Here is a 21,279-nt window from a genome sequence, read left to right as displayed (position 1 = left end):
TAGATACTTAGGCAACAAAGGAACTTAAAAGAGGGTTTAATTTATGGCGACAATGAAGGATGTTGCCCAGCTAGCAGGCGTCTCAACGGCTACCGTATCACGAGCTTTGATGAATCCTGAGAAAGTCTCAGTTTCGACTCGCAAACGAGTGGAAACAGCCGTACTTGAAGCTGGATACTCACCTAATACATTAGCTAGAAATTTACGTCGCAACGAATCAAAAACCATCATTACTATCGTTCCTGATATCTGTGACCCGTATTTCGCGGAAATCATTCGTGGTATCGAAGATGCTGCTGTAGAAAATGATTACCTTGTTCTACTAGGTGACAGCGGTCAACAGAAGAAACGTGAGTCTTCGTTTGTTAATCTCGTCTTCACCAAACAAGCGGACGGCATGTTACTACTAGGCACCGACCACCCATTCGATGTCAGTAAGTCTGAACAAAAGAACCTGCCTCCTATGGTAATGGCATGTGAGTTCGCTCCAGAACTTGAACTGCCTACAGTACACATCGATAACCTTACTTCTGCATTCGAAGCCGTGAACTACCTTGCTCAATTGGGTCATAAACGTATCGCTCAAATCTCCGGCCCAATGTCAGCAACCCTATGTAAGTTCCGTCAGCAAGGTTACCAACAAGCGCTGCGCCGTGCGGGCGTGTCAATGAACCCAGCCTACAGCACCGTCGGTGATTTTACGTTTGAAGCGGGAGCTCAAGCGGTTCGTCAACTGTTAGCGCTACCAGAGCAGCCAACCGCTATCTTCTGCCATAATGATGCAATGGCCATTGGTGCGATTCAAGAAGCGAAAAAACTCGGCTTACGAGTGCCTCAAGACCTATCCGTTGTTGGCTTTGATGATATCCAATTCGCGCAATACTGCGATCCACCGCTAACCACCATTTCTCAACCTCGTTATGAGATTGGACGCCAAGCAATGTTGATGATGCTAGACCTACTAAAAGGCAACGATGTGCAAGCAGGTTCGCGTCTACTAGAAGCCAGCTTAGTGGTTCGAGGCAGTACTGCACCACCTCGAATGTAAGTCTTCCAAATACCCATATAAATCTGCGGCACATTTTGATGTGCCGCTTCCATTTCTACACTATTATCCTCGCGCAATCTGGATTACCATGAGAGCAGAATTACCAACTACTGAATTGTCTTGTGGCTAATAGAGATTATGTGAAGCGTGGTCGTGGCACGAAAAAACCGACCAAAAAACAAGCCCCTCGCCGTAAACCATGGCGTAGTGGTCTTTTGGCGATCCTCCTTGTTGGCGGGTTTGGTTATGGACTTTACTTATTGAGTAATGATCCTGAGCCACCAGCACCGGCTCCAGTAGTGAGTAAACCAACACCGAAGCCAAAACCAGCCAAAGTGATTCCACCACCTCCAGAAGAGAAATGGGACTACGTTGAAACGCTGCCAAGTCGCGAAATCGAAGTAAAAGCCAAAGAGCAAGAGATCTCTAAGATCCCTTACATCATGCAATGTGGCGCTTACAAAACGTCAGCACAGGCAGAAGCACGTAAGTTGGATATCGCCTTCCAAGGTATCTCGAGTGAAATCCGTAAGAAAGATGGCAGCAGCTGGTACCGCGTGGTACTAGGACCATACAAGCTTAAGCGTGATGCAGAGCGAGACCGCCACAAGCTGCAGCGTGCTAAAATCGAGCCTTGCGCTATCTGGAAAGACACCGAATAATTCCAGTAAAGCAGTCGCAACAAAGACAAACAGCGAAAGCCTCCCATTGTGGAGGCTTTCTTTTATTCATCGCTTTTTCTATCTTCTTTCAAACTTACACCGATAAGTTGCACGACATCACTCGCGGTTCCTTGAATTATCCGAGCACCATCCTCATATACTTTTTATACCCAAAGATAAGAACATTAAGAGGCCCTACTCGTGACTACCATAGTATCTGTACGTCGTAATAATAAAGTCGTCATCGCGGGTGATGGACAAGTATCTCTAGGCAACACGGTAATGAAGGGTAATGCCCGTAAAGTGCGTCGCCTATACAATGATAAAGTACTGGCTGGTTTTGCTGGGGGTACCGCTGATGCTTTCACGCTATTCGAAAAATTTGAAAGCAAGCTGCAAATGCACCAAGGCCACCTGACCAAAGCTGCCGTTGAGCTAGCGAAGGATTGGCGTAGTGACCGTGCTCTACGTAAATTAGAAGCACTACTCGCGGTAGCTGACGAAACCGCTTCACTGATCATCACAGGTAACGGTGATGTTGTTCAACCAGAGAACGACCTAATCGCTATCGGTTCAGGCGGTAACTTCGCTCAAGCAGCGGCTACGGCACTATTAGAAAATACTGATTTAGATGCACGTGAAATCGCAGAAAAGTCGCTGAATATTGCTGGCGATATCTGTGTGTTCACCAACCATCACCACACTGTTGAAGAGCTAGAAAGCACTGTTGAACTGCCAAAGCCAGAATAACAAACGCTTCTACCCAAAACTTGTATCAACAGTGATTAAAGAATTAAGGAAAAACCATGTCTGAGATGACTCCTCGCGAAATTGTTCACGAACTCAATCGCCACATTATCGGTCAAGACAACGCTAAGCGTTCAGTTGCTATCGCACTGCGTAACCGCTGGCGTCGTATGCAGCTTGAAGAGAGCCTGCGTGTTGAAGTATCACCAAAAAACATTCTAATGATCGGCCCTACGGGTGTTGGTAAAACAGAGATTGCTCGCCGCCTAGCGAAGCTAGCAAATGCACCGTTCATCAAAGTAGAAGCGACTAAGTTCACCGAAGTTGGCTACGTAGGTAAAGAAGTTGAGACCATCATCCGCGACCTAACGGACGTTGCGATCAAAATGACGCACCAGCAAGCGATGAAGAAAGTGCAATTCCGCGCTGAAGAGCAAGCGGAAGAGCGCATTCTTGATGCCCTACTACCACCAGCTCGTGATGCTTGGGGTCAGAATGAGCAATCAAGCGAAGACACAACCTCTTCAAACACTCGCCAAATTTTCCGCAAAAAATTGCGCGAAGGTAAGCTAGACGACAAAGAGATCGAAGTCGATGTAGCAGCACCACAAATGGGCGTTGAAATCATGTCACCTCCAGGCATGGAAGAGATGACTAACCAGCTACAAGGTATGTTCCAAAACCTAGCTGGCGACACCAAGAAAAAGCGTAAGATGAAAATCAAAGACGCATTCAAAGCCCTAACGGAAGAAGAAGCCGCTAAGCTTGTGAACCAGGAAGAGCTGAAAGAAAACGCGATCTTCAACGCTGAAAACAACGGTATCGTATTCATCGATGAGATCGATAAAATCTGTAAGCGTGGCGACAGCTCAGGTCCAGACGTATCTCGTGAAGGCGTTCAACGTGACCTACTGCCTCTTATCGAGGGCAGCACAGTATCAACTAAGCACGGTATGGTGAAAACGGACCACATCCTATTCATCACATCAGGTGCATTCCAAGTGGCTAAGCCATCGGACTTAATCCCTGAGCTACAAGGTCGTCTACCAATTCGTGTAGAACTTGAAGCGCTTTCAGCGAATGACTTCAAACGCATCCTAACTGAGCCAAAAGCGTCTCTGACAGAGCAATACATTGCCCTAATGAAGACAGAAGGTGTGAACATTGAGTTTACTGAAGACGGCATCAACCAGATCGCTGATGCAGCATGGCGCGTAAACGAAACCACTGAGAACATCGGTGCACGTCGTCTACACACTGTGATGGAACGCCTGATGGATGAGATTTCATTCGATGCAACAGACAAAGCAGGCAGCACGCTCGTGATCGACCAAGCTTACGTAAACTCGAAGCTGGGTGAATTCGTTGAAGACGAAGACCTAAGCCGCTTCATCCTGTAGCACACGAAACTCCAACTTATTGCTCTATCTCAAAGAAATAGCAGCTAATAAGCGAATTCAAGGCCCACTTTCGAGTGGGCTTTTTATTACCTGAAAAATGGGCGTATACTCAAATCACCGCATGAAACCAATACTTACAATATAGGCGCCCTGCTAATCAAGGCGTCCTTACAACGAACTAGACTTACGATGAAACAATCTCTAATGATTTGGCTTGATGCCGCACGACCAAAAACTCTGCCTCTCGCACTCGTCTCTATTCTTACAGGAAGTAGTTTAGCGTTCGCCAACGATCAGTTCTCTTTATCGATCGCTCTGTTGGCCTTTTTAACCGCCACCCTATTACAGATTTTGTCGAACTTGGCGAATGACTACGGTGATGCCGTAAAGGGAACAGACAATGAAAACCGCTTAGGCCCAATGCGTGCCATGCAGTCGGGTGCGGTAACCGCCAAAACCATGAAGCAGGCGATCATCCTCAACATCGTGTTTACTGTGATTGCTGGTCTGATTCTGATTTTTCACGCCTTAACCTCGATTGAAAGCATTCTTTCTTTCATTGCGTTAGGTGTACTGGCCATTGTTGCCGCTATCGCTTACACAGTGGGTAATAAGCCTTATGGCTATATCGGCCTTGGCGACTTATCGGTATTTATCTTCTTTGGCTTATTAGGCGTTTCAGGTACTTACTTCCTACACACTGGTCATGTGGAACCAAGCCTCTTCCTTCCTGCGTTAGGCTGTGGATTGATGGCGGTTGCAGTACTTAATATCAACAACATGCGTGATATTGAAAACGACAGTGAATGTGGCAAACGCACAATGGCGGTTCGCCTTGGACAACGCAAAGCCAAACATTACCACTTTGCGCTACTTGGGTTAGCACTGGTCTCTTTTGCTATCTACCTACTGATTCAAGAGAAACCGGTCTGGATCAGCCTGCCATTTTTGTTGAGTATTGTGATTGTCTACAAGCATGGCAAGGCCGTTTGGGAAACCGAAAAACCAGCTCAAATAGCACCTATGATGCCTGTGATTGTGAAATGCTCGCTGGTTACTAACCTATTGTTTGCAGGGGTTGTCGTAGCTCAAACTCTATTGAGTTAATTAAGACTAATCATTGCAAAGGGATCAAGCACCGATATACTCAAAGTAAGCTCATTGTTCAAAAGGTATACTAATGGAATACAACACTTCAGCACTGTGCGACATATATTTGGATCAAGTTGATGTCGTGGAGCCAATGTTCAGCAACTTTGGTGGACGTGCCTCTTTCGCAGGACAAATCACGACATTAAAGTGCTTTGAAGACAACGCTCTGATCCGCTCGGTATTAGAGCAAGATGGTCTAGGGCGTGTGTTGTTAATCGATGGCGGCGGCTCACTGCGTAAAGCGCTGATCGATGCTGAAATGGCCCTACTTGCCGAAGACAATGAGTGGGAAGGTATTGTGGTATATGGCTGCGTTCGCGAAGTCGATGAGCTGGAAGACATGAACCTAGGCATTCAAGCACTGGCTTCTATTCCTGTTGGAGCAAGCCAAGATGGTGTCGGTGAGCTAGACGTACCTGTTAACTTTGGTAGCGTGACCTTCTTACCGGAAGATTACCTCTACGCCGATAACACGGGCATTATTCTTTCAGCCGAACCTTTAGACGTTGAGCTTGATCTCGATGCTGATGAAGAAGAAGTCGAGTAGTTCTAGCTCTTCATAAATCACTCACAATAACCAAGAGCACAAACAAAAACGCCCGCTACTGAGTAGCGGGCGTTTTTTTAAATCTGAAGAGTGAATTACTCTACTTCATCCATTTTACCAAGAAGGTTACGGATGCGATCTTGCCATGCTGAATGCTCTTCTTGCATCTGCTGAGTTTTTTGCTCTAACTCGTGACGGCTTGCTTTAAGCTCACCAGCTTCAGTTGCTAGTGCTTGTTTCTCTTCTTTAAGCTCTTCCACTTCCATTTGAAGAAGTGCAATCGTATCTACTGCTGTTTGAATTTTTGCTTCTAGTTGCTCTAGTACTTCAAAAGACATTCTGGCCTACCTTTAAGTTATCCATTTGATGGTGAAGGTTCACTCCACTTATTTCCCCATTCTACTCAGCAGAGCAAGGATAAACACTCAATATATTCGATATTTTGCGCCATTCGATGAAAAAAACAGCGCTTTTTACCGAATATTGACGTTAATTCTTACAGTCACACTCGCAAGTCAATTATTTTGATGAATATTAGTAGTTTTTCACTGCTCATTGATCAAAAGCAATCTCCAAAAAGCAAAAAGGCAAACGTTTCCTTTTGGATATGGTAAAATCCGCCGCGAAATTTCTATTCCCCCTTTGAAAATTTTGGAGTCCGCATGAAACGCGATTTAGCAATGTCATTCTCTCGTGTCACAGAAGGTGCTGCACTGGCTGGTTACAAGTGGCTTGGCCGTGGCGACAAAAACGCTGCAGATGGCGCTGCTGTAGAAGTCATGCGTAGCCTACTCAACAAAACCGAAATCAGCGGTGAGATTGTTATTGGTGAAGGTGAAATCGATGATGCACCTATGCTTTATATCGGCGAAAACGTAGGTGTAGGCGGCGACGCTGTCGACATCGCTGTTGACCCAATTGAAGGGACACGCATGACAGCAATGGGCCAATCAAATGCATTGGCAGTATTGGCTGCAGGCGAAAAAGGCAGCTTCCTTAAAGCGCCTGATATGTACATGGAAAAGTTAGTTGTAGGCCCGGGCGCGAAAGGCGTTATCAACCTAGAGCTACCACTGAAAGAAAACCTAGAAAACACTGCCAAGGCACTAGGTAAAACACTGGATACACTGGTTGTTACGACACTGGCTAAACCACGTCACGACCAAGTGATTGCAGAGATGCAAGCGATGGGCGTTCGTGTTTTCGCAGTGCCAGACGGTGATGTTGCAGCTTCTATCCTAACCTGTATGCCAGACAGCGAAGTAGACGTAATGTACTGCATCGGCGGCGCACCTGAAGGTGTAGTTTCTGCCGCAGTAATTCGCGCGCTAGACGGTGACATGCACGGTCGTCTTCTGCCTCGTCACGAAGTGAAAGGCGATACAGAAGAGAACCGTAAACATGGTGAACTTGAGCTAGAGCGTTGTGCTGAAATGGGCGTAACCGCTGGTATCGTGTTAAAGATGGAAGACATGGCTCGCAGCGACAACGTTGTATTCTCAGCAACGGGCATCACTAAGGGTGACCTGCTAGAAGGCATTTCTCGTCAAGGCAATATCGCGACCACCGAAACGCTACTTATCCGTGGCCGCTGCCGCACGATTCGCCGCATCAAATCAATCCACTACCTAGAGCGTAAAGATCCTGAAGTAGTTGGTCACATCCTGTAATCCTCATATCGAGTGAAACAGAATATTCAAAGGCTGATACCAAGTATCAGCCTTTTGTTTTATTGCCCTGTCAGGTTCTCACCATTGCGATTGATAGGTCAGTAACTGTCAAAATAGTAAATGGTTTGCTTTATAAACACCTTGCCTCATAATAGTAAGGTTCATGAGGTAGGGATAGTATGAAAACAAGCGACAAAATCTTACAGACCATTAAGCGTCAAGGCGCGGTAACGGCCAAACAGCTGTCAGAAGAGTTTGGCATGACGACAATGGGTGCAAGGCAACATCTGCAAAGCCTGGAAGATGATGGCATTCTCGCGTTTCATGATGTCAAAGTGAAAGTCGGTCGTCCGACTCGTCACTGGTCTCTTACTCAGCACGGCCATAGTCAGTTTTCAGACCGTCATGGTGAACTTACGATTCAAGTCATTGATGCCGTAGAGAATCTATTCGGAAAAGAAGGCTTAGCTAAAGTCGCTGCCGAGCGTGAACAACACACCTTAAAACAGTATCAATCTGCCCTGTCTGATTGTGAAAATCTAATCAGTAAGCTGGAAAAGCTCACCCAACTTCGTGAAGAAGAGGGCTACATGGCAGAACTGAAAGAACACGACGATCACTACATCTTGATTGAAAACCACTGCCCTATTTGTAAGGCTGCGACTCGTTGCCCGAGCTTGTGTCAATCTGAGCTCAACGTGTTCACCGAGCTACTAAAAGATGAGTGCCACGTCAGCCGAACTGAGCATATTATTGCTGGCGAACGACGCTGTACCTACACCCTAGTACCTGTCGCCACTGCTTAACGCTAAGTGATTGATCTTGTCTCAATATTGAGAAATCAAAAGATCGAACAAAATTTATACAGAAATCTTTCTTAAGCTTAAAGCATATGAAACATGCTTAATGCTAAGGAAGGAATGATGGCACATCCACAACCAGAGCAGAAACTGCCTCCTTTTGATGAACTGGTTCAACTTGCTCAAAACGATCCCAAAGCATTCAACCAATTCAAACACGATATGTGTGAACAGATGATCTGCTCCGCTTCTGAAAGTATGCAAGGCAGACTTCGAGCTCAGCAAAGCCATCTCGATTTAGTCGTCAGCCGTTGTAAAAATCCTCACCACGTCAATGTCGTGTTGATGCAAGAGCTGCGCTGCCAGGTTTGCAAGTTCCAAGACGCGCTCCAAGGGCACTGTACCTTAGAAGAGCCTCAGCCTGAAAATGTGGTTCCATTCAGACCTAACACTGAACCCAAAATGTACTAGATCAGACAGCTCCAGAAAGCAAAAAGGGAGCCTAATGCTCCCTTTATATTAACTGCTGAAAACTCTTATACTGGATCTTCACCGTAATCGTTGCGGCCTTCTGTGCCTTTCAACAAACCACATTCAATCAAAATCCATAAACCACACACTAATGCTGCAACCGTTGCCACCATGTGCATTGGTGATACCGAGTCCGCCGATGTTGCAGCGACAGGCGAAGCTAAACGCCCTAATACTAGCGGTACATTCAGTAGTAACCAGTAGTTAGACTTGTTACGGTCATGCCAACGCTTAGCGGTCACCGCTAAGTCTGGGATTACGAGTAGCAACAAGAAGATTGGCAGTAAAATATAGGAGTAGGCAGGAAACAGTGCCGAAATCCCAGAAGCAAAACCCGTGATCGCGACATAGTAGAAAATGTTCCACATCCAGTAAGTCTTACGACCAATTCTCCCTTTGAAAGAGAGCAGTAAATCTTTCATCGACATCTAAAAATACTCAAAAATTAATACACTACCAAAAAGTTAGCAGCAAATACTTTATTACACGAATCAGTTAATCACTTTCTGAAAACAACTTTTGTCCATATCGCGAATATTAACCGTTAGGCTTCGAACATGGCTCGCCTGTTCTTGTAAGATTTGCATTAACGAACGTGACAATTCCCGTTTCTGTTCTTCGGTACGCCCAGAAAGTAATTCAAAGCTGATATGAATAAAGTCCACACTGTCCTCTTCATCACCCACTAGCCAGTTATGACAACGTAGAGAGCGTGATTTCACAGACGGAATATCAAGCAAGCCACAGTTTAATGTAACTTGATGAAGATCTTCTAGTAAACCTTGGATATTCACTCGCTCGTCCACTGAATTTGAGTACTCTAGAACTAGATTTGGCATTATTACTTCCTATTGTTAACGCAAACGTTTGTCCCTTAATACCAACTAACGATGAAAAATCCGAGAAGTTAGCTATTATTCTGTCTGTCGGATCACTGATATACGATCGTTATCTACTCTGACCAATCGATAAGATCCCATAAAGACATGACCACAATCATGATCTAACGCGTTTTATCTGTTATATTCTTACGAAGATTTTTTACATTAATTGATTAAATACGGAGATATTCCTATGCGTCGTCCTGTAGTGATGGGTAACTGGAAACTTAACGGTAGCAAAGCAATGGTAACTGAGCTGCTAACTGGTCTTAACGCTGAACTTGAAGGCGTTGAAGGTGTAGACGTAGCAGTAGCTCCACCAGCACTTTACATCGATCTAGCTGAGCGTCTAATCGCTGAAGGCGGTAACAAAATCATCCTAGGTGCTCAAAACACTGACCTAAACAACAGCGGTGCTTTCACTGGCGACATGTCTCCAGAAATGCTGAAAGACTTCGGTGCAACTCACATCATCATCGGTCACTCTGAGCGTCGTGAATACCACAACGAATCAGATGAGTTCATCGCTAAGAAATTCAAATTCCTACAAGAGAACGGCCTGAAGCCAGTTTTCTGTATCGGTGAATCTGACGAGCAAAACGAAGCAGGCGAAACTGAAGCAGTATGTGCACGTCAAATCAACGCAGTTATCGACGCTTACGGTGTTGAAGCTCTAAACGGCGCAATCATCGCTTACGAACCAATCTGGGCTATCGGTACTGGTAAAGCAGCAACAGCTGAAGATGCACAACGCATCCACGCTTCTATCCGTGCAATGATCGCTGAAAAAGACGCAGCAGTAGCTGAGCAAGTAATCATCCAATACGGTGGTTCTGTTAAGCCTGAAAACGCTGAAGCTTACTTCGCACAACCAGACATCGATGGTGCTCTAGTTGGCGGCGCAGCTCTAAACGCAGCTGGTTTCGCAGCTATCGCTAAAGCAGCAGCTAAAGCAAAAGCTTAATTTAGACATCACGGTTTAAATTGAATGAAAGGTCAACTTAGGTTGGCCTTTTTTATTGTCTATCATTTCTCAAGCCTAATAAGCAGGCATAAAAAAACCGCTGATAAATCAGCGGTTTTTAAATTCGTTAAGCTTACGCTAGGCGTTGCTTAGAATAACTCTTCTGCTACGCGGAACAGCTCAGAACGGTCTGGGTTCTGCATGTTCTCGATACAGTCGATGATGTCGTGGTGAACAAGCTCTTCTTTCTCGATACCAACACAACGACCACCGTGGCCTTCTTGTAGAAGATGAACAGCGTAGTTACCCATGCGAGAAGCAAGGACACGGTCAAACGCAGTAGGACGACCACCACGTTGGATGTGACCAAGAACCGTTGCACGAGTTTCACGACCCGTTGCAGCTTCGATCTCTTTCGCCAGTTCGTTCGCGTCCATCATTAGCTCAGTTAGAGCGATGATTGCGTGCTTCTTGCCTTTAGCAATGCCATCTTGGATGTTGCCGATTAGCTGCTCTTTATCTAGGCCAGTCTCTGGAGTGATGATGTACTCACAGCCACCTGCGATTGCTGACATAAGCGTAAGGTCACCACAGTGACGGCCCATGATTTCAACAATAGAAATACGTTGGTGAGAAGAAGACGTGTCACGTAGACGGTCGATTGAATCGATAACAGTGTTAAGCGCTGTTAGGTAACCGATTGTGTAGTCAGTACCTGCGATATCGTTATCAATTGTGCCTGGAAGACCGATACATGGGTAACCCATTTCAGTCAGCTTCTTAGCACCCATGTAAGAACCGTCACCACCGATAACAACAAGTGCTTCGATACCGTGCTCTTTAAGGTTCTCGATGCCTTTCTCACGAACAGCAACGTCTTTGAATTCAGGGAAACGTGCAGAACCTAAGAAAGTACCACCACGGTTGATCACATCAGATACGCTTGAACGGTCAAGCTTCTCGATACGGTTTTCAACAAGGCCTTGGTAGCCATCGTAAATACCGTAAACTTCAATGCCAACTGATAACGCGGTACGAACTACGCCGCGAACTGCTGCGTTCATACCCGGAGCGTCACCACCACTGGTCAAAACACCGATCTTCTTAATCATGCTCACCCTCGATTTTTGGGAATCTATTATTCAATTCTTGTTCTTGCTGATTGTATATCAACAAGATTTTAAATCTATATTTGTGCGTTATGTTACATTTCCTCAACAGGAATAGCACTTAAATCGCGTAAAATTATGTAACATTTCTACTTCTGTAAGAGTATTACAGTTTTACTCAGTAACTTTGTTGATTCACATCAGAATCAACATTAATTGTTACTAAGGTGGTTTTTGAATCACCAAAGCGTTCGCAATTTCTACTCACTCTAGTTCAAAAGCCACCCACTTACCATTTGCTGCCTAGTTTTCGTGCTCATTACCACGAATGAAACTTTTGTTGTTTCTCTGGCCCAAACACCACCGAATACGGATCTTGATGAATTAATACATCAGCATCAGGGAACACAGAGATAAGCTTAGCCTCTACTTCATCAGAAATGCGATGCGCTTCAATAAGTGGCATCTCATCTTCAAGTTCTAAGTGCAATTGAATGAAGCGAATTGGCCCCGAACGACGCGTTCGTAATTGATGTACACCCAACACGCCTTCGATGCTCAACGATGCCTCTTTAATCTGTTTTAGCTCTTCATCCGGTAGCTTATGATCAAGCAGAGATTGAATCGCTTCCATCGCCATTTGATAAGCACTGTAAAGAATGTAGATGCCGATACCCACCGCGAATACAGAGTCCGCTTGGCCAATGCCAAACCAGCTCAATGCTAGGGCCAGCATGATGGCCGCGTTCATATAAAGGTCAGATTGATAGTGTAGTGAATCCGCGGCAATCGCCTGGCTGCCTGTTTTCTTGACCACGTGTTTTTGGAATCGAACCAGGCCAAACGTCATCATTATCGCAAACAAGCTGACGTAAATACCGATTTCCGGCGAGTTGAGCTCATGAGGTCTAAAGAAACGCTCGACACCATTAAGAATGAGGAAACAAGCCGAGCCTGAGATAAACATCGCTTGTGCTAATGCAGCGAGTGATTCTGCCTTACCATGACCAAAGGTATGTTCTTTGTCGGCAGGCTGAAGAGAATAGCGAACAACCAATAAGTTAACGACCGAAGCGGCGATATCCAACATTGAATCGACTACGGAAGCCAACAGACTCACCGAACCTGTCACCCACCAAGCTGCGACTTTTACTATCAACAAAATAGTGGCGATGGTGGTCGCTGCCCAAGCGGCCAGCGTAACTAAACGTGCGTATTCTTGTTTCATAACTTGGCTATAAAGTGACTAATAGCACAAAGTATAACCTGCAAATAATCAATTGAATATGACAGCCATGATGTAAGACATTCATTTTAAGAGATCAAAAAAAGCGGCACACGGCCGCTTTTTTCTAAATACTTTCATTCAAAGCTGCTTAATCAAGCTCGAATTACTTGTCTTTGTTCATGCGTTTTTCCATTTTTTCAGCACACTTAGTCATGCGCTCTTGTTGGATTTCTTTCAGTTGAGTTTTTTGCTCAGCCGTTAGTACGCTCATCATTTCATGTTGCTTCTTCAACATTGCCACGCGACGCTCAGTTTGCTTCTCAACCATTTGGCTTGCTAGATCATTTGCCGCTGCTTCATCGAAGTTGTCAGCTAGTACCAACGCTTGAACTTTCTCGTGGTGCGCTTTCATTTGCGCCATTTTATCTGACTTGTTGCCCGCGTGTTTTGCTTTCATCTCAGCACGGTTCGCTTCACGCATCTCTTTTAACTGTTCTTTTTGTGCGTCAGTTAGGTCTAGTTGACGCATCACTTTCTTGTCGAAGCCACCACATTTACCGTGCATGCCTTTGTGGTCGCCCTTGTCACCGCCGCCAAATGCGTACGCACTTGCTGTACCTAACATAAGTGGAAGTGCCGCAGCTGCTAGTACAAGTTTCTTCGTCATTTTCATAATTGTTGCCTCAATTCGGTATAATAAGTCATGTATTGCGTCTGTATCTCAGCGCTTGAATATAGATTAGTCTTTCCCTCGTAAAGTGACGTTTAGAAAGCGTAAAGAATCGTAAAGAGTGAAAGCTGACGAATAATTAGCAGTATTATTAACCTGTAACTAACCGATTAAGGCTTTCCCATGGCGAACATTCTTCTTATTGATGACGACACTGAGCTAACGAGCTTACTTAAAGACATTCTTAGCTTTGAGGGCTTCACCGTTTCTGAAGCCAATGATGGCTACGCAGGGCTCGAAGCGGTCAATGATGAGATCGATTTGATTCTTTTGGATGTAATGATGCCGCGTCTGAATGGCATGGAAACACTCAAAAAGCTAAGAGAACATTGGGAAACGCCTGTGTTGATGCTGACGGCGAAAGGGGAAGAGATCGACCGTGTTATCGGCCTGGAGCTTGGTGCGGATGATTACTTACCAAAGCCGTTTAGCGACCGCGAATTACTCGCACGTATTCGCGCCATCTTGCGCCGTACGCAAACCACGAGTACTCCAAAAGCCGCCAGCGATAGGATCCAATATCAAGACATTGAGGTCTTCCCGGGTAAGCAAGAAGCTTACTGTAATGGTCAGCTCATCGACCTTACTACCACCGAGTTTGCTCTATTGAGTCATCTGATTCAAAACCCGGGTCAAGTGATCACCAAGGAAGCGTTAAGCTTAGATGTATTGGGCAAAAGGCTTGCAGCATTTGACCGTGCGATAGACATGCACATCTCTAACCTACGTAAAAAGATTCCAGAACGTAGCGACGGTAAATCACGCATCAAAACCTTGCGTGGTCGTGGCTACCTATTGGTAGAGGAGGATTAATGCGCATCCCTAAAATCACTAGCTTATATGGACGTATCTTTGCCATCTTTTGGTTCACCATGTTACTGGTGCTTTTATCCGTACTCTCGCTACCACATCTCGACCCGCGAGTAGCGCGCGATGTGCCCGCCGATCACCTCAATAAATTAGAACGTATCGCCAAGGCTACAGAGAAACGCTACGCCAAAGAGCCTAATCTCGGCAAAATTGTCTTTCAACTTGAAGCACCACGCAGCCGCAAAGACTCTCGTGCACGTATCTATCTGACCGATCTTGAAGGTGCCGTTCTGACCTCGAAAAGACATTCAGACTACAAACTTAAGGCGATTCGCAACTTTGTAACCTCAATTGATAACCCAGAAGTGCCAAAACAGAAGCTTTACGGGCACTACATGGTTGCCGGCCCTGTACCAATAAAGTTAGCAGGTGAAGAGCTGCTGATGTACGCCGGAGTAAAATGGAACCAACCACCGCCGTTCTTGCTTAGACTATTTGATAGACCACTGCAGCTGTTGCTTGCTGTGATGCTAGCCAGTACCCCACTATTACTTTGGTTAGCTTGGGCACTCAGCCAGCCAGCTCGCCGACTTGAGCGTGCTGCACAACGTGTAGCGAAAGGCGAGTTCGAGGTCGATCCAACCCTTGAAAAAGGCACATCAGAATTCAGACAAGCGGGTGAAAGCTTTAACCAAATGGTTGAGGCGGTAAACCAGATGATCTCAGGGCAACAGCGCTTGCTTTCTGATATCTCACACGAGCTACGTTCGCCTTTAACACGGCTTCGTATGGCCAACGCACTGGCGATTCGTAAGCAAGGAGAGAGCCCAGAGCTCGAGCGTATTGATACAGAAGCGCAACGCTTAGAACAGATGATCAGTGAACTACTGACCCTCTCACGCATGCAGGTTGATAGCCACATTACTCGTGAAGTTCAGCCGATATCTAGCTTGTGGGAAGAAATCTTAAAAGACGCGCAGTTTGAAGCAGAACAGATGGGTAAAGAGCTGACATTCTCAGAAATCCCTGAGCGTTCAATTTCAGGTAATCCTAAGCTACTGATGAGTGCCTTAGACAACATTACGCGCAACGCCATTTACTACGGTAAAGACCAAGTCGATGTGCAATTCCATGTAGTGCAAGATCAGCTGACCATTTGCGTCAATGACAACGGTGATGGCGTGCCTGATGATGAGCTCGACTCTATCTTCAGACCTTTCTACCGTGTTTCTACCGCTCGTGACCGTAATTCTGGCGGCACAGGGCTTGGGCTGACCATTACCGAGAGTGCGATTCGTCAACATAGCGGAACGATTACCGCGAGCCGCAGTAAACTCGGTGGATTACAGCTCGAAATTACTCTGCCTATCCTGCCACTGTAATACCCCCACAAAGATCACAGTTGATAATGATTGTTATTATCATTATGGTAAATCCTCTAATTAAGGAGGATTTACCATGTCTCACATTTTCCCTGAACTGCCCTACGCCTACGATGCTCTAGAACCCTACATCGATGCAAAAACGATGGAAGTGCACTACAGCAAGCACCATAGAACTTACTATGACAAGTTTGTCGCTGCGGTGTCTGGTAGCGAGCTTGAACAGCAATCTCTCACTGAAATCTTCGCTAATATTTCTCAACACAGCCCCGCCGTGCGCAACAATGGTGGCGGCTACTACAACCATATTTTGTATTGGAACTGTATGTCTCAAGACGGTGGCGGAGAGCCGACAGGCGAGCTTGGTGAAGCGATTAAAAGCACATTCGGAGATTTCACAACATTCCAAGATCAGTTCGCTCAAGCCGCTATTAATACCTTCGGCTCTGGCTTCGCTTGGTTAGTCGTAGAAGAAGGACAACTGAAGATCATCTCAACCTCAAACCAAGACAATCCTTGGATGGATACGGTGGCCAGCAACGGTGAACCGATACTTGCGTTAGATGTGTGGGAACATGCCTACTACATCAGCTATCAAAACCGCCGACCTGACTACATCAACGCTTGGTGGAACGTAGTCAACTGGAGCGCAGTATCAGAAAACTACGCGCAGGCACTCTCCAACCAAGCCTAAGTGGATGGTGGCAAACTGTACTCACACAGCTTGCCACCGTATACTCTGGCTATCTTTGATTACTCTTGTGAACCAACATGTTTGATATCGCTCTATACGAACCTGAAATTGCACCCAATACGGGTAACATCATCCGCCTATGTGCCAACTGCGGCGCAAACCTGCATTTAATTGAACCACTTGGCTTTGATTTTGAAGAGAAGAAAGTTCGTCGTGCTGGCTTGGATTACCACGACCTAGCGCGAGTGAAACGTCACAAGAACCTAGAAGCTTTTATTGAGTATCTAGAGAACGAACGTGAAGGTGACTACCGTATCTTTGCGTGTACCACCAAGACCACAGGTCATCACGTGGATGCCAAGTTCCAACAAGGTGATGTGTTGATGTTCGGCCCTGAGACACGCGGCCTACCTGCTGAGTTCATCGAAAGCATGCCGATGGAACAACGTATTCGTATTCCAATGATGCCAGACGCACGCAGCCTGAACCTATCCAATGCTGTAGCAATCATCGCATTTGAAGCATGGCGACAAATGGGCTTTGAAGGCGCGGTATAACCAACCCCTTAAACACCTATTATCCGTAATCGCTAATACGCAATAAAAAAGGCTCTTACCATTATCTCTTTCTTACGAAGGATAAAGGTAAGAGCCTTTTCAGTTGTTGTCTTTCTATCCAAGTAAAAGGGTTAGTTTAAGCGGTTACGATCGTTATCGTCGTCTTTCTTCTCAAACTCACCTTCAAAGGTGTTGCCGCCTTTTGATTGGTCAAATGGGTCGCGGTTAAATGGATCATCTCCAAATGGACTCTGACCAAAACCAGCTTGTCCGCCAGCGTGGAAACCGCCAGACATGTTTTTAACGACCATTTTTTCCATCATTTTCTTAGCAATCATGGCTCTTGGTGCTGGCAACAATACCAACATACCCAGAGCGTCTGTCATAAAGCCTGGAGTCAACAGCAGTACGCCAGCCACCGCCAGCATCACACCTTCAAGGATCTGCTGTGCCGGCATCTCGCCTTGCTGTAGTCGACCTTGAACAGACATCAGTGTTTGAATGCCTTGGCTACGAACCAGCGATGCTCCGACAAATGCCGTGATCAAAACCAATGCAATAGTTGGCCACAATCCTAAGAAGCCACCAACTTGAATAAATAGCCCAATCTCAATGATGGGTACGAAGATAAATAGTAATAATAAGATAGGAAACACACGCCCTCCTTTGTTACTTTCAGTTTACGCTGAAAGGTCTACCAATCTCAAATTTATCCTGTAAATAAGCGTGTTTATTGACCCAAATTAACTTTGCAAAATATTGACTAAACAAAAGCGAAAAAGGTGATCAACTTACTATTTTTATGCGCTAGGTACAGTATCATGTGCCACATAAGTCAGGACGGATTTATCAGCCCAATATTCTAGCGAACGGAGTATTTGCACACAGAATAGGCTAATAACTAACTATATAATCAGAATTATTCTCTAAGGATCCTGTTATGGCTACTCTATCAGAAGCACAAGTTGATGCTCCTCAAGCTACTCGTCTCGAAGAAGATCTTTTAGGTCAACGTCATGTTCCGGCTGATGCTTACTACGGCATCCACACTCTACGCGCAGTTGAAAACTTCAACATCTCAAATGTAACGATCTCAGATGTACCTGAATTCGTTCGCGGTATGGTGATGACAAAAAAAGCAGCGGCTTTAGCAAACAAAGAGTTAGGTGTAATTCCTAGCGAAGTGGCTAAATACATCATCCAAGCTTGTGACCTCATTCTAGACACTGGTAAGTGTATGGATCAGTTCCCATCGGACGTTTTCCAAGGTGGTGCTGGTACTTCTGTAAACATGAACGCGAATGAAGTGGTTGCGAACGTGGCACTTGAGCTTATGGGCAAAGAAAAAGGCCAATATGAGTTCATCAACCCGAACGACCATGTAAACCGCAGCCAATCAACTAACTGTGCTTACCCAACTGGCTTCCGTATCTCTGTTTACAACAGCGTACTAAAACTGATCGATGCGATTGAATACCTTAAAGGTGCATTCGAGCTTAAGAGCCAAGAATTCAACAACATTTTGAAGATGGGTCGTACTCAACTTCAAGATGCAGTTCCAATGACGGTTGGCCAAGAGTTCCACGCTTGGGCGGTAACCATCAATGAAGAAATCAAAAACCTAGAATACACATCTAAGCTACTGCTTGAAGTTAACCTAGGCGCAACAGCTATCGGTACTGGTCTGAACGCAGCACCTGGTTACCAAGGCCTAGCAGTGAAACACCTAGCTGAAGTAACTGGTCTAGAGTGTGTTCCAGCAGAAGACTTAATCGAAGCAACGTCTGACTGTGGCGCATACGTGATGACGCACGGCGCACTTAAGCGCCTAGCAGTTAAGCTATCTAAGATCTGTAACGACTTGCGTCTGCTTTCTTCAGGTCCACGTACTGGTTTGAACGAGCTAAACCTACCTGAACTGCAAGCAGGTTCTTCAATCATGCCTGCTAAAGTAAACCCAGTTGTACCTGAAGTAGTAAACCAAGTTTGCTTCAAAGTTCTAGGTAACGACAACACGGTTTCTTTCGCTGCGGAAGGTGGTCAACTTCAACTAAACGTAATGGAACCTGTTATTGCACAAAGCATGTTTGAGTCGCTAGACATCCTAACTAACGCTTGTGTGAACCTACGCGACAAATGTGTAGACGGCATTACGGTAAACAAAGAAGTATGTGAAGCGCACGTATTTAACTCTATCGGTATCGTCACTTACCTAAACCCATACATTGGCCACCATGAGGGTGACATTGTTGGTAAGATCTGTGCAGAAACAGGTAAGAGTGTTCGTGATGTGGTTCTAGAGCGCGGTTTATTGACCGAAGAAGAACTTGATGACATTTTCTCTGTTGAAAATTTGAAGCATCCTCAGTATAAAGCGAAACGCTACGAGTAAAACTCGCGAGACAGGGCTCCAAACGGAGCCCTTTTTTAGGCTCCAATACGGTTAACCCTGTTTATTTTGTGGTTTTCTGTGTGTTGCACTTTTGCTTAATTGAATCTAAACCATAGAACTATTATCTGAACATTCGAACAACGAGTGGTCACATAATAAAATCTAAATGAGGTGTTAATTATGATTGCAGTAGAACTGTTTATCGTCCTGCTCTTTATCTTCTTAGGGGCCAGAATTGGCGGCATCGGTATCGGCTTTGCCGGTGGTGCTGGTGTTATTGCTCTTTCACTTATTCTTGGCGTTCCAACAAGCCAATCTTTCATCCCAATCGATGTCATCTTGATCATCATGTCAGTTATCACTGCAATCGCTGCAATGCAGGTTGCTGGCGGTATGGACTGGTTGGTACAAATTGCAGAAAACTTTTTGCGTAAACACCCAGAACGCATCACCTTTTACGCGCCAATCGTGACCTTTTTAATGACACTAATGGCGGGTACTGGTCATACAGCATTCTCAACTCTGCCCGTTATTGCGGAAGTAGCGAAAGGCCAAGGTGTGCGTCCTTCTCGCCCACTATCTATTGCTGTTGTTGCTTCTCAAATTGCTATCACGGCTTCGCCAATCTCAGCAGCGGTTGTGGCTTTCGCAGCAATGCTTGCACCATTTGGTGTTGATTACCTAACACTATTGATGGTTTGTATCCCAACAACCTTCATCGCTTGTATGGTTGGCGCGATTGTCGCGAATTACATGGGTAGCGAACTGAAAGATGATCCTGTTTACCAAGAACGTCTAGAGAAAGGCCTAATCAAACTAGCGACAGATGAGAAACGCGAGATCCTGCCAACAGCGAAGAAAGCAACTTACATCTTCCTAGCAGCAATTGGCTTCGTGGTTTGTTACGCAGCGGCTATCTCTAGCTCTGTTGGCCTAATCGAAAACCCTGCACTAGGTCGTAACGAAGCGATCATGTCGGTAATGTTGGCAGCAGCAGCGGCAATCGTAATGTTCACTAAAATCGATGCAGCGAAAATTTCTTCAGCACCGACATTCCGCTCTGGTATGACGGCGTGTGTCTGTGTACTTGGTGTGGCTTGGTTAGGTTCTACGTTTGTAAACGCTCACGTTGCTGAAATCAAAGACGTTGCAGGTGCACTACTGGCTGACTACCCATGGATGCTGGCTCTTGTTCTGTTCTTCGCTTCTATGCTGCTTTACTCTCAAGGCGCAACAACGGTTGCATTAATGCCAGCAGCACTAGCAATTGGCGTAGCACCACTAACAGCCGTTGCTTCTTTCGCTGCGGTAAGTGCACTGTTCGTTCTTCCAACTTACCCTACGCTACTGGCTGCAGTTGAGATGGATGACACAGGCTCAACGCGTATCGGTAACCTAGTATTCAACCACCCGTTCTTCATTCCAGGTGTGGTTACAATCAGTACTGCCGTAGCACTAGGCTTCGCATTCGGTGGTCTGTTTATCTAAAAACCACTGATGATATGACTCTAAAAGGAAGCTTCGGCTTCCTTTTTTGTTTGTGGGTTAATGTGATTTTTGATGCCCGTCAAATAACCATGACAAACTTTAAAACTCGCTCAAAAATAAAGTTTGAATAAAATTCCAAGACTATCCAACCCATTCACCATCGATACCTATCAAATCAACCCTCCCCTATTTACCAACTAACCAAACCGAATATTAATCCAAGCTAATTAACCAAAAAACCTTACGATTTTTCTCACATTTTTTAGCCCTTTTACTGGCCACTATTTTTGTGAACAGCACCAAACTTAAATGATTAAGTAAAGAATAAAATAACCGCAGCTAAATTAAATACAACTTCATCTGGATTAGTAAATATCAAATAACTTTAATTTAAAGCCCGCAAATTTATATCGTTGGGTAATTTATAAGTCTCAGTGTATTTACAGTCTATAAATCATTAGTCGCTAATTCACATCACTTTTATTTA

23 protein-coding genes are annotated in these 21,279 nt (G+C 45.3%); 16 read left to right on the top strand and 7 right to left on the bottom strand.

Annotated elements, in window-relative coordinates; genetic code table 11:
- Positions 1-43 precede the first annotated feature (43 nt).
- From cytR to rraA, 6 genes are all read left to right on the top strand, one after another.
- A complete protein-coding gene (gene cytR, locus OH460_RS10910; protein ID WP_008219665.1) occupies positions 44-1,048 on the top strand; it encodes a DNA-binding transcriptional regulator CytR in 1,005 nt (334 codons plus the stop codon).
- 122 nt (positions 1,049-1,170) lie between these two features.
- Positions 1,171-1,710 carry a cell division protein FtsN gene (ftsN, locus tag OH460_RS10905; RefSeq protein ID WP_032498450.1) on the top strand — a complete coding sequence of 180 codons (540 nt, stop codon included), beginning with the start codon at positions 1,171-1,173 and terminating at the stop codon, positions 1,708-1,710.
- 201 nt (positions 1,711-1,911) lie between these two features.
- Positions 1,912-2,460 carry an ATP-dependent protease subunit HslV gene (hslV, locus tag OH460_RS10900; protein WP_004737138.1) on the top strand — a complete coding sequence of 183 codons (549 nt, stop codon included), beginning with the start codon at positions 1,912-1,914 and terminating at the stop codon, positions 2,458-2,460.
- Positions 2,461-2,516: 56 nt separating this feature from the next.
- A complete protein-coding gene (gene hslU / locus OH460_RS10895; RefSeq protein ID WP_269997046.1) occupies positions 2,517-3,857 on the top strand; it encodes an HslU--HslV peptidase ATPase subunit in 1,341 nt (446 codons plus the stop codon).
- 189 nt (positions 3,858-4,046) lie between these two features.
- Positions 4,047-4,964, top strand: coding sequence for a 1,4-dihydroxy-2-naphthoate polyprenyltransferase (locus OH460_RS10890; protein WP_061033609.1), 918 nt, complete (start codon positions 4,047-4,049; stop codon positions 4,962-4,964).
- A 73-nt stretch (positions 4,965-5,037) separates the two neighbouring features.
- Positions 5,038-5,556, top strand: a complete 519-nt coding sequence (rraA, locus tag OH460_RS10885) for a ribonuclease E activity regulator RraA (RefSeq protein ID WP_004737135.1) — start codon at positions 5,038-5,040, stop codon at positions 5,554-5,556.
- 95 nt (positions 5,557-5,651) lie between these two features.
- On the opposite strand, the gene zapB is transcribed toward rraA, so the two are convergent.
- Positions 5,652-5,894, bottom strand: a complete 243-nt coding sequence (zapB, locus tag OH460_RS10880) for a cell division protein ZapB (protein WP_008219652.1) — start codon at positions 5,892-5,894, stop codon at positions 5,652-5,654.
- A gap of 324 nt (positions 5,895-6,218) precedes the next feature.
- Here zapB and glpX point away from each other — a divergent pair, with 324 nt between their 5' ends.
- From glpX to OH460_RS10865, 3 genes are all read left to right on the top strand, one after another.
- Positions 6,219-7,226 carry a class II fructose-bisphosphatase gene (gene glpX, locus OH460_RS10875; protein ID WP_269997045.1) on the top strand — a complete coding sequence of 336 codons (1,008 nt, stop codon included), beginning with the start codon at positions 6,219-6,221 and terminating at the stop codon, positions 7,224-7,226.
- 179 nt (positions 7,227-7,405) lie between these two features.
- The gene (locus OH460_RS10870; protein WP_061033608.1) at positions 7,406-8,032 is read left to right on the top strand and encodes a helix-turn-helix transcriptional regulator; all 627 of its coding nucleotides are present in this window, start codon (positions 7,406-7,408) and stop codon (positions 8,030-8,032) included.
- Between the two features lie 117 nt (positions 8,033-8,149).
- Entirely contained in the window at positions 8,150-8,497 is a 348-nt protein-coding gene (locus OH460_RS10865; RefSeq protein ID WP_269997044.1) for a DUF3135 domain-containing protein, read from the top strand.
- A 65-nt stretch (positions 8,498-8,562) separates the two neighbouring features.
- On the opposite strand, the gene OH460_RS10860 is transcribed toward OH460_RS10865, so the two are convergent.
- Both OH460_RS10860 and OH460_RS10855 read right to left on the bottom strand, forming a co-directional pair.
- Complete coding sequence (locus tag OH460_RS10860) at positions 8,563-8,985, bottom strand: DUF805 domain-containing protein (protein ID WP_269997043.1); 423 nt, start codon at positions 8,983-8,985, stop codon at positions 8,563-8,565.
- Between the two features lie 63 nt (positions 8,986-9,048).
- Positions 9,049-9,396: a 5-carboxymethyl-2-hydroxymuconate Delta-isomerase gene (locus OH460_RS10855; protein ID WP_269997042.1), complete on the bottom strand. Its 348-nt coding sequence runs from the start codon at positions 9,394-9,396 to the stop codon at positions 9,049-9,051.
- A 235-nt stretch (positions 9,397-9,631) separates the two neighbouring features.
- Between OH460_RS10855 and tpiA the strand changes: the two genes are divergently transcribed.
- Positions 9,632-10,402, top strand: coding sequence for a triose-phosphate isomerase (gene tpiA / locus OH460_RS10850; RefSeq protein ID WP_061033606.1), 771 nt, complete (start codon positions 9,632-9,634; stop codon positions 10,400-10,402).
- A gap of 149 nt (positions 10,403-10,551) precedes the next feature.
- Here tpiA and pfkA read toward each other — a convergent pair whose 3' ends face one another.
- The 3 genes from pfkA to OH460_RS10835 form a co-directional block, all read right to left on the bottom strand.
- Positions 10,552-11,514, bottom strand: a complete 963-nt coding sequence (gene pfkA / locus OH460_RS10845; RefSeq protein WP_008219637.1) for a 6-phosphofructokinase — start codon at positions 11,512-11,514, stop codon at positions 10,552-10,554.
- A 316-nt stretch (positions 11,515-11,830) separates the two neighbouring features.
- Positions 11,831-12,739 carry a CDF family cation-efflux transporter FieF gene (gene fieF, locus OH460_RS10840; protein ID WP_269997041.1) on the bottom strand — a complete coding sequence of 303 codons (909 nt, stop codon included), beginning with the start codon at positions 12,737-12,739 and terminating at the stop codon, positions 11,831-11,833.
- Positions 12,740-12,902: 163 nt separating this feature from the next.
- Entirely contained in the window at positions 12,903-13,412 is a 510-nt protein-coding gene (locus tag OH460_RS10835) for a CpxP family protein (RefSeq protein ID WP_269997040.1), read from the bottom strand.
- A 180-nt stretch (positions 13,413-13,592) separates the two neighbouring features.
- On the opposite strand from OH460_RS10835, the gene OH460_RS10830 reads away from it, so the two are divergent.
- The 4 genes from OH460_RS10830 to trmL all read left to right on the top strand — a co-directional run bounded on the left by OH460_RS10830 (position 13,593) and on the right by trmL (position 16,912).
- Positions 13,593-14,282 carry a response regulator gene (locus tag OH460_RS10830; RefSeq protein ID WP_269997039.1) on the top strand — a complete coding sequence of 230 codons (690 nt, stop codon included), beginning with the start codon at positions 13,593-13,595 and terminating at the stop codon, positions 14,280-14,282.
- A complete protein-coding gene (gene cpxA / locus OH460_RS10825; RefSeq protein ID WP_269997038.1) occupies positions 14,282-15,661 on the top strand; it encodes an envelope stress sensor histidine kinase CpxA in 1,380 nt (459 codons plus the stop codon). Before OH460_RS10830 ends, cpxA begins: the two co-directional genes overlap by 1 nt.
- A gap of 76 nt (positions 15,662-15,737) precedes the next feature.
- The gene (locus tag OH460_RS10820) at positions 15,738-16,355 is read left to right on the top strand and encodes a superoxide dismutase (RefSeq protein ID WP_269997037.1); all 618 of its coding nucleotides are present in this window, start codon (positions 15,738-15,740) and stop codon (positions 16,353-16,355) included.
- A gap of 77 nt (positions 16,356-16,432) precedes the next feature.
- Positions 16,433-16,912, top strand: a complete 480-nt coding sequence (gene trmL, locus OH460_RS10815; RefSeq protein WP_004737121.1) for a tRNA (uridine(34)/cytosine(34)/5-carboxymethylaminomethyluridine(34)-2'-O)-methyltransferase TrmL — start codon at positions 16,433-16,435, stop codon at positions 16,910-16,912.
- Positions 16,913-17,043: 131 nt separating this feature from the next.
- On the opposite strand, the gene OH460_RS10810 is transcribed toward trmL, so the two are convergent.
- Positions 17,044-17,568 (bottom strand): FxsA family protein, encoded by a 525-nt coding sequence (locus OH460_RS10810; RefSeq protein WP_102426101.1) that lies wholly within the window; start codon positions 17,566-17,568, stop codon positions 17,044-17,046.
- A 284-nt stretch (positions 17,569-17,852) separates the two neighbouring features.
- Between OH460_RS10810 and aspA the strand changes: the two genes are divergently transcribed.
- Entirely contained in the window at positions 17,853-19,304 is a 1,452-nt protein-coding gene (gene aspA, locus OH460_RS10805; protein ID WP_061033599.1) for an aspartate ammonia-lyase, read from the top strand.
- Positions 19,305-19,484: 180 nt separating this feature from the next.
- A complete protein-coding gene (locus tag OH460_RS10800; RefSeq protein ID WP_239938035.1) occupies positions 19,485-20,792 on the top strand; it encodes an anaerobic C4-dicarboxylate transporter in 1,308 nt (435 codons plus the stop codon).
- The last annotated feature ends 487 nt before the right edge of the window (positions 20,793-21,279 follow it).

The organism is Vibrio sp. Makdt (assembly GCF_027587015.1).
Taxonomy (GTDB): Bacteria; Pseudomonadota; Gammaproteobacteria; order Enterobacterales; family Vibrionaceae; genus Vibrio; species Vibrio chagasii_B.
Note: the sequence above shows the minus strand (reverse complement) of the source record. Positions and strands in the feature narration are given on the sequence as shown.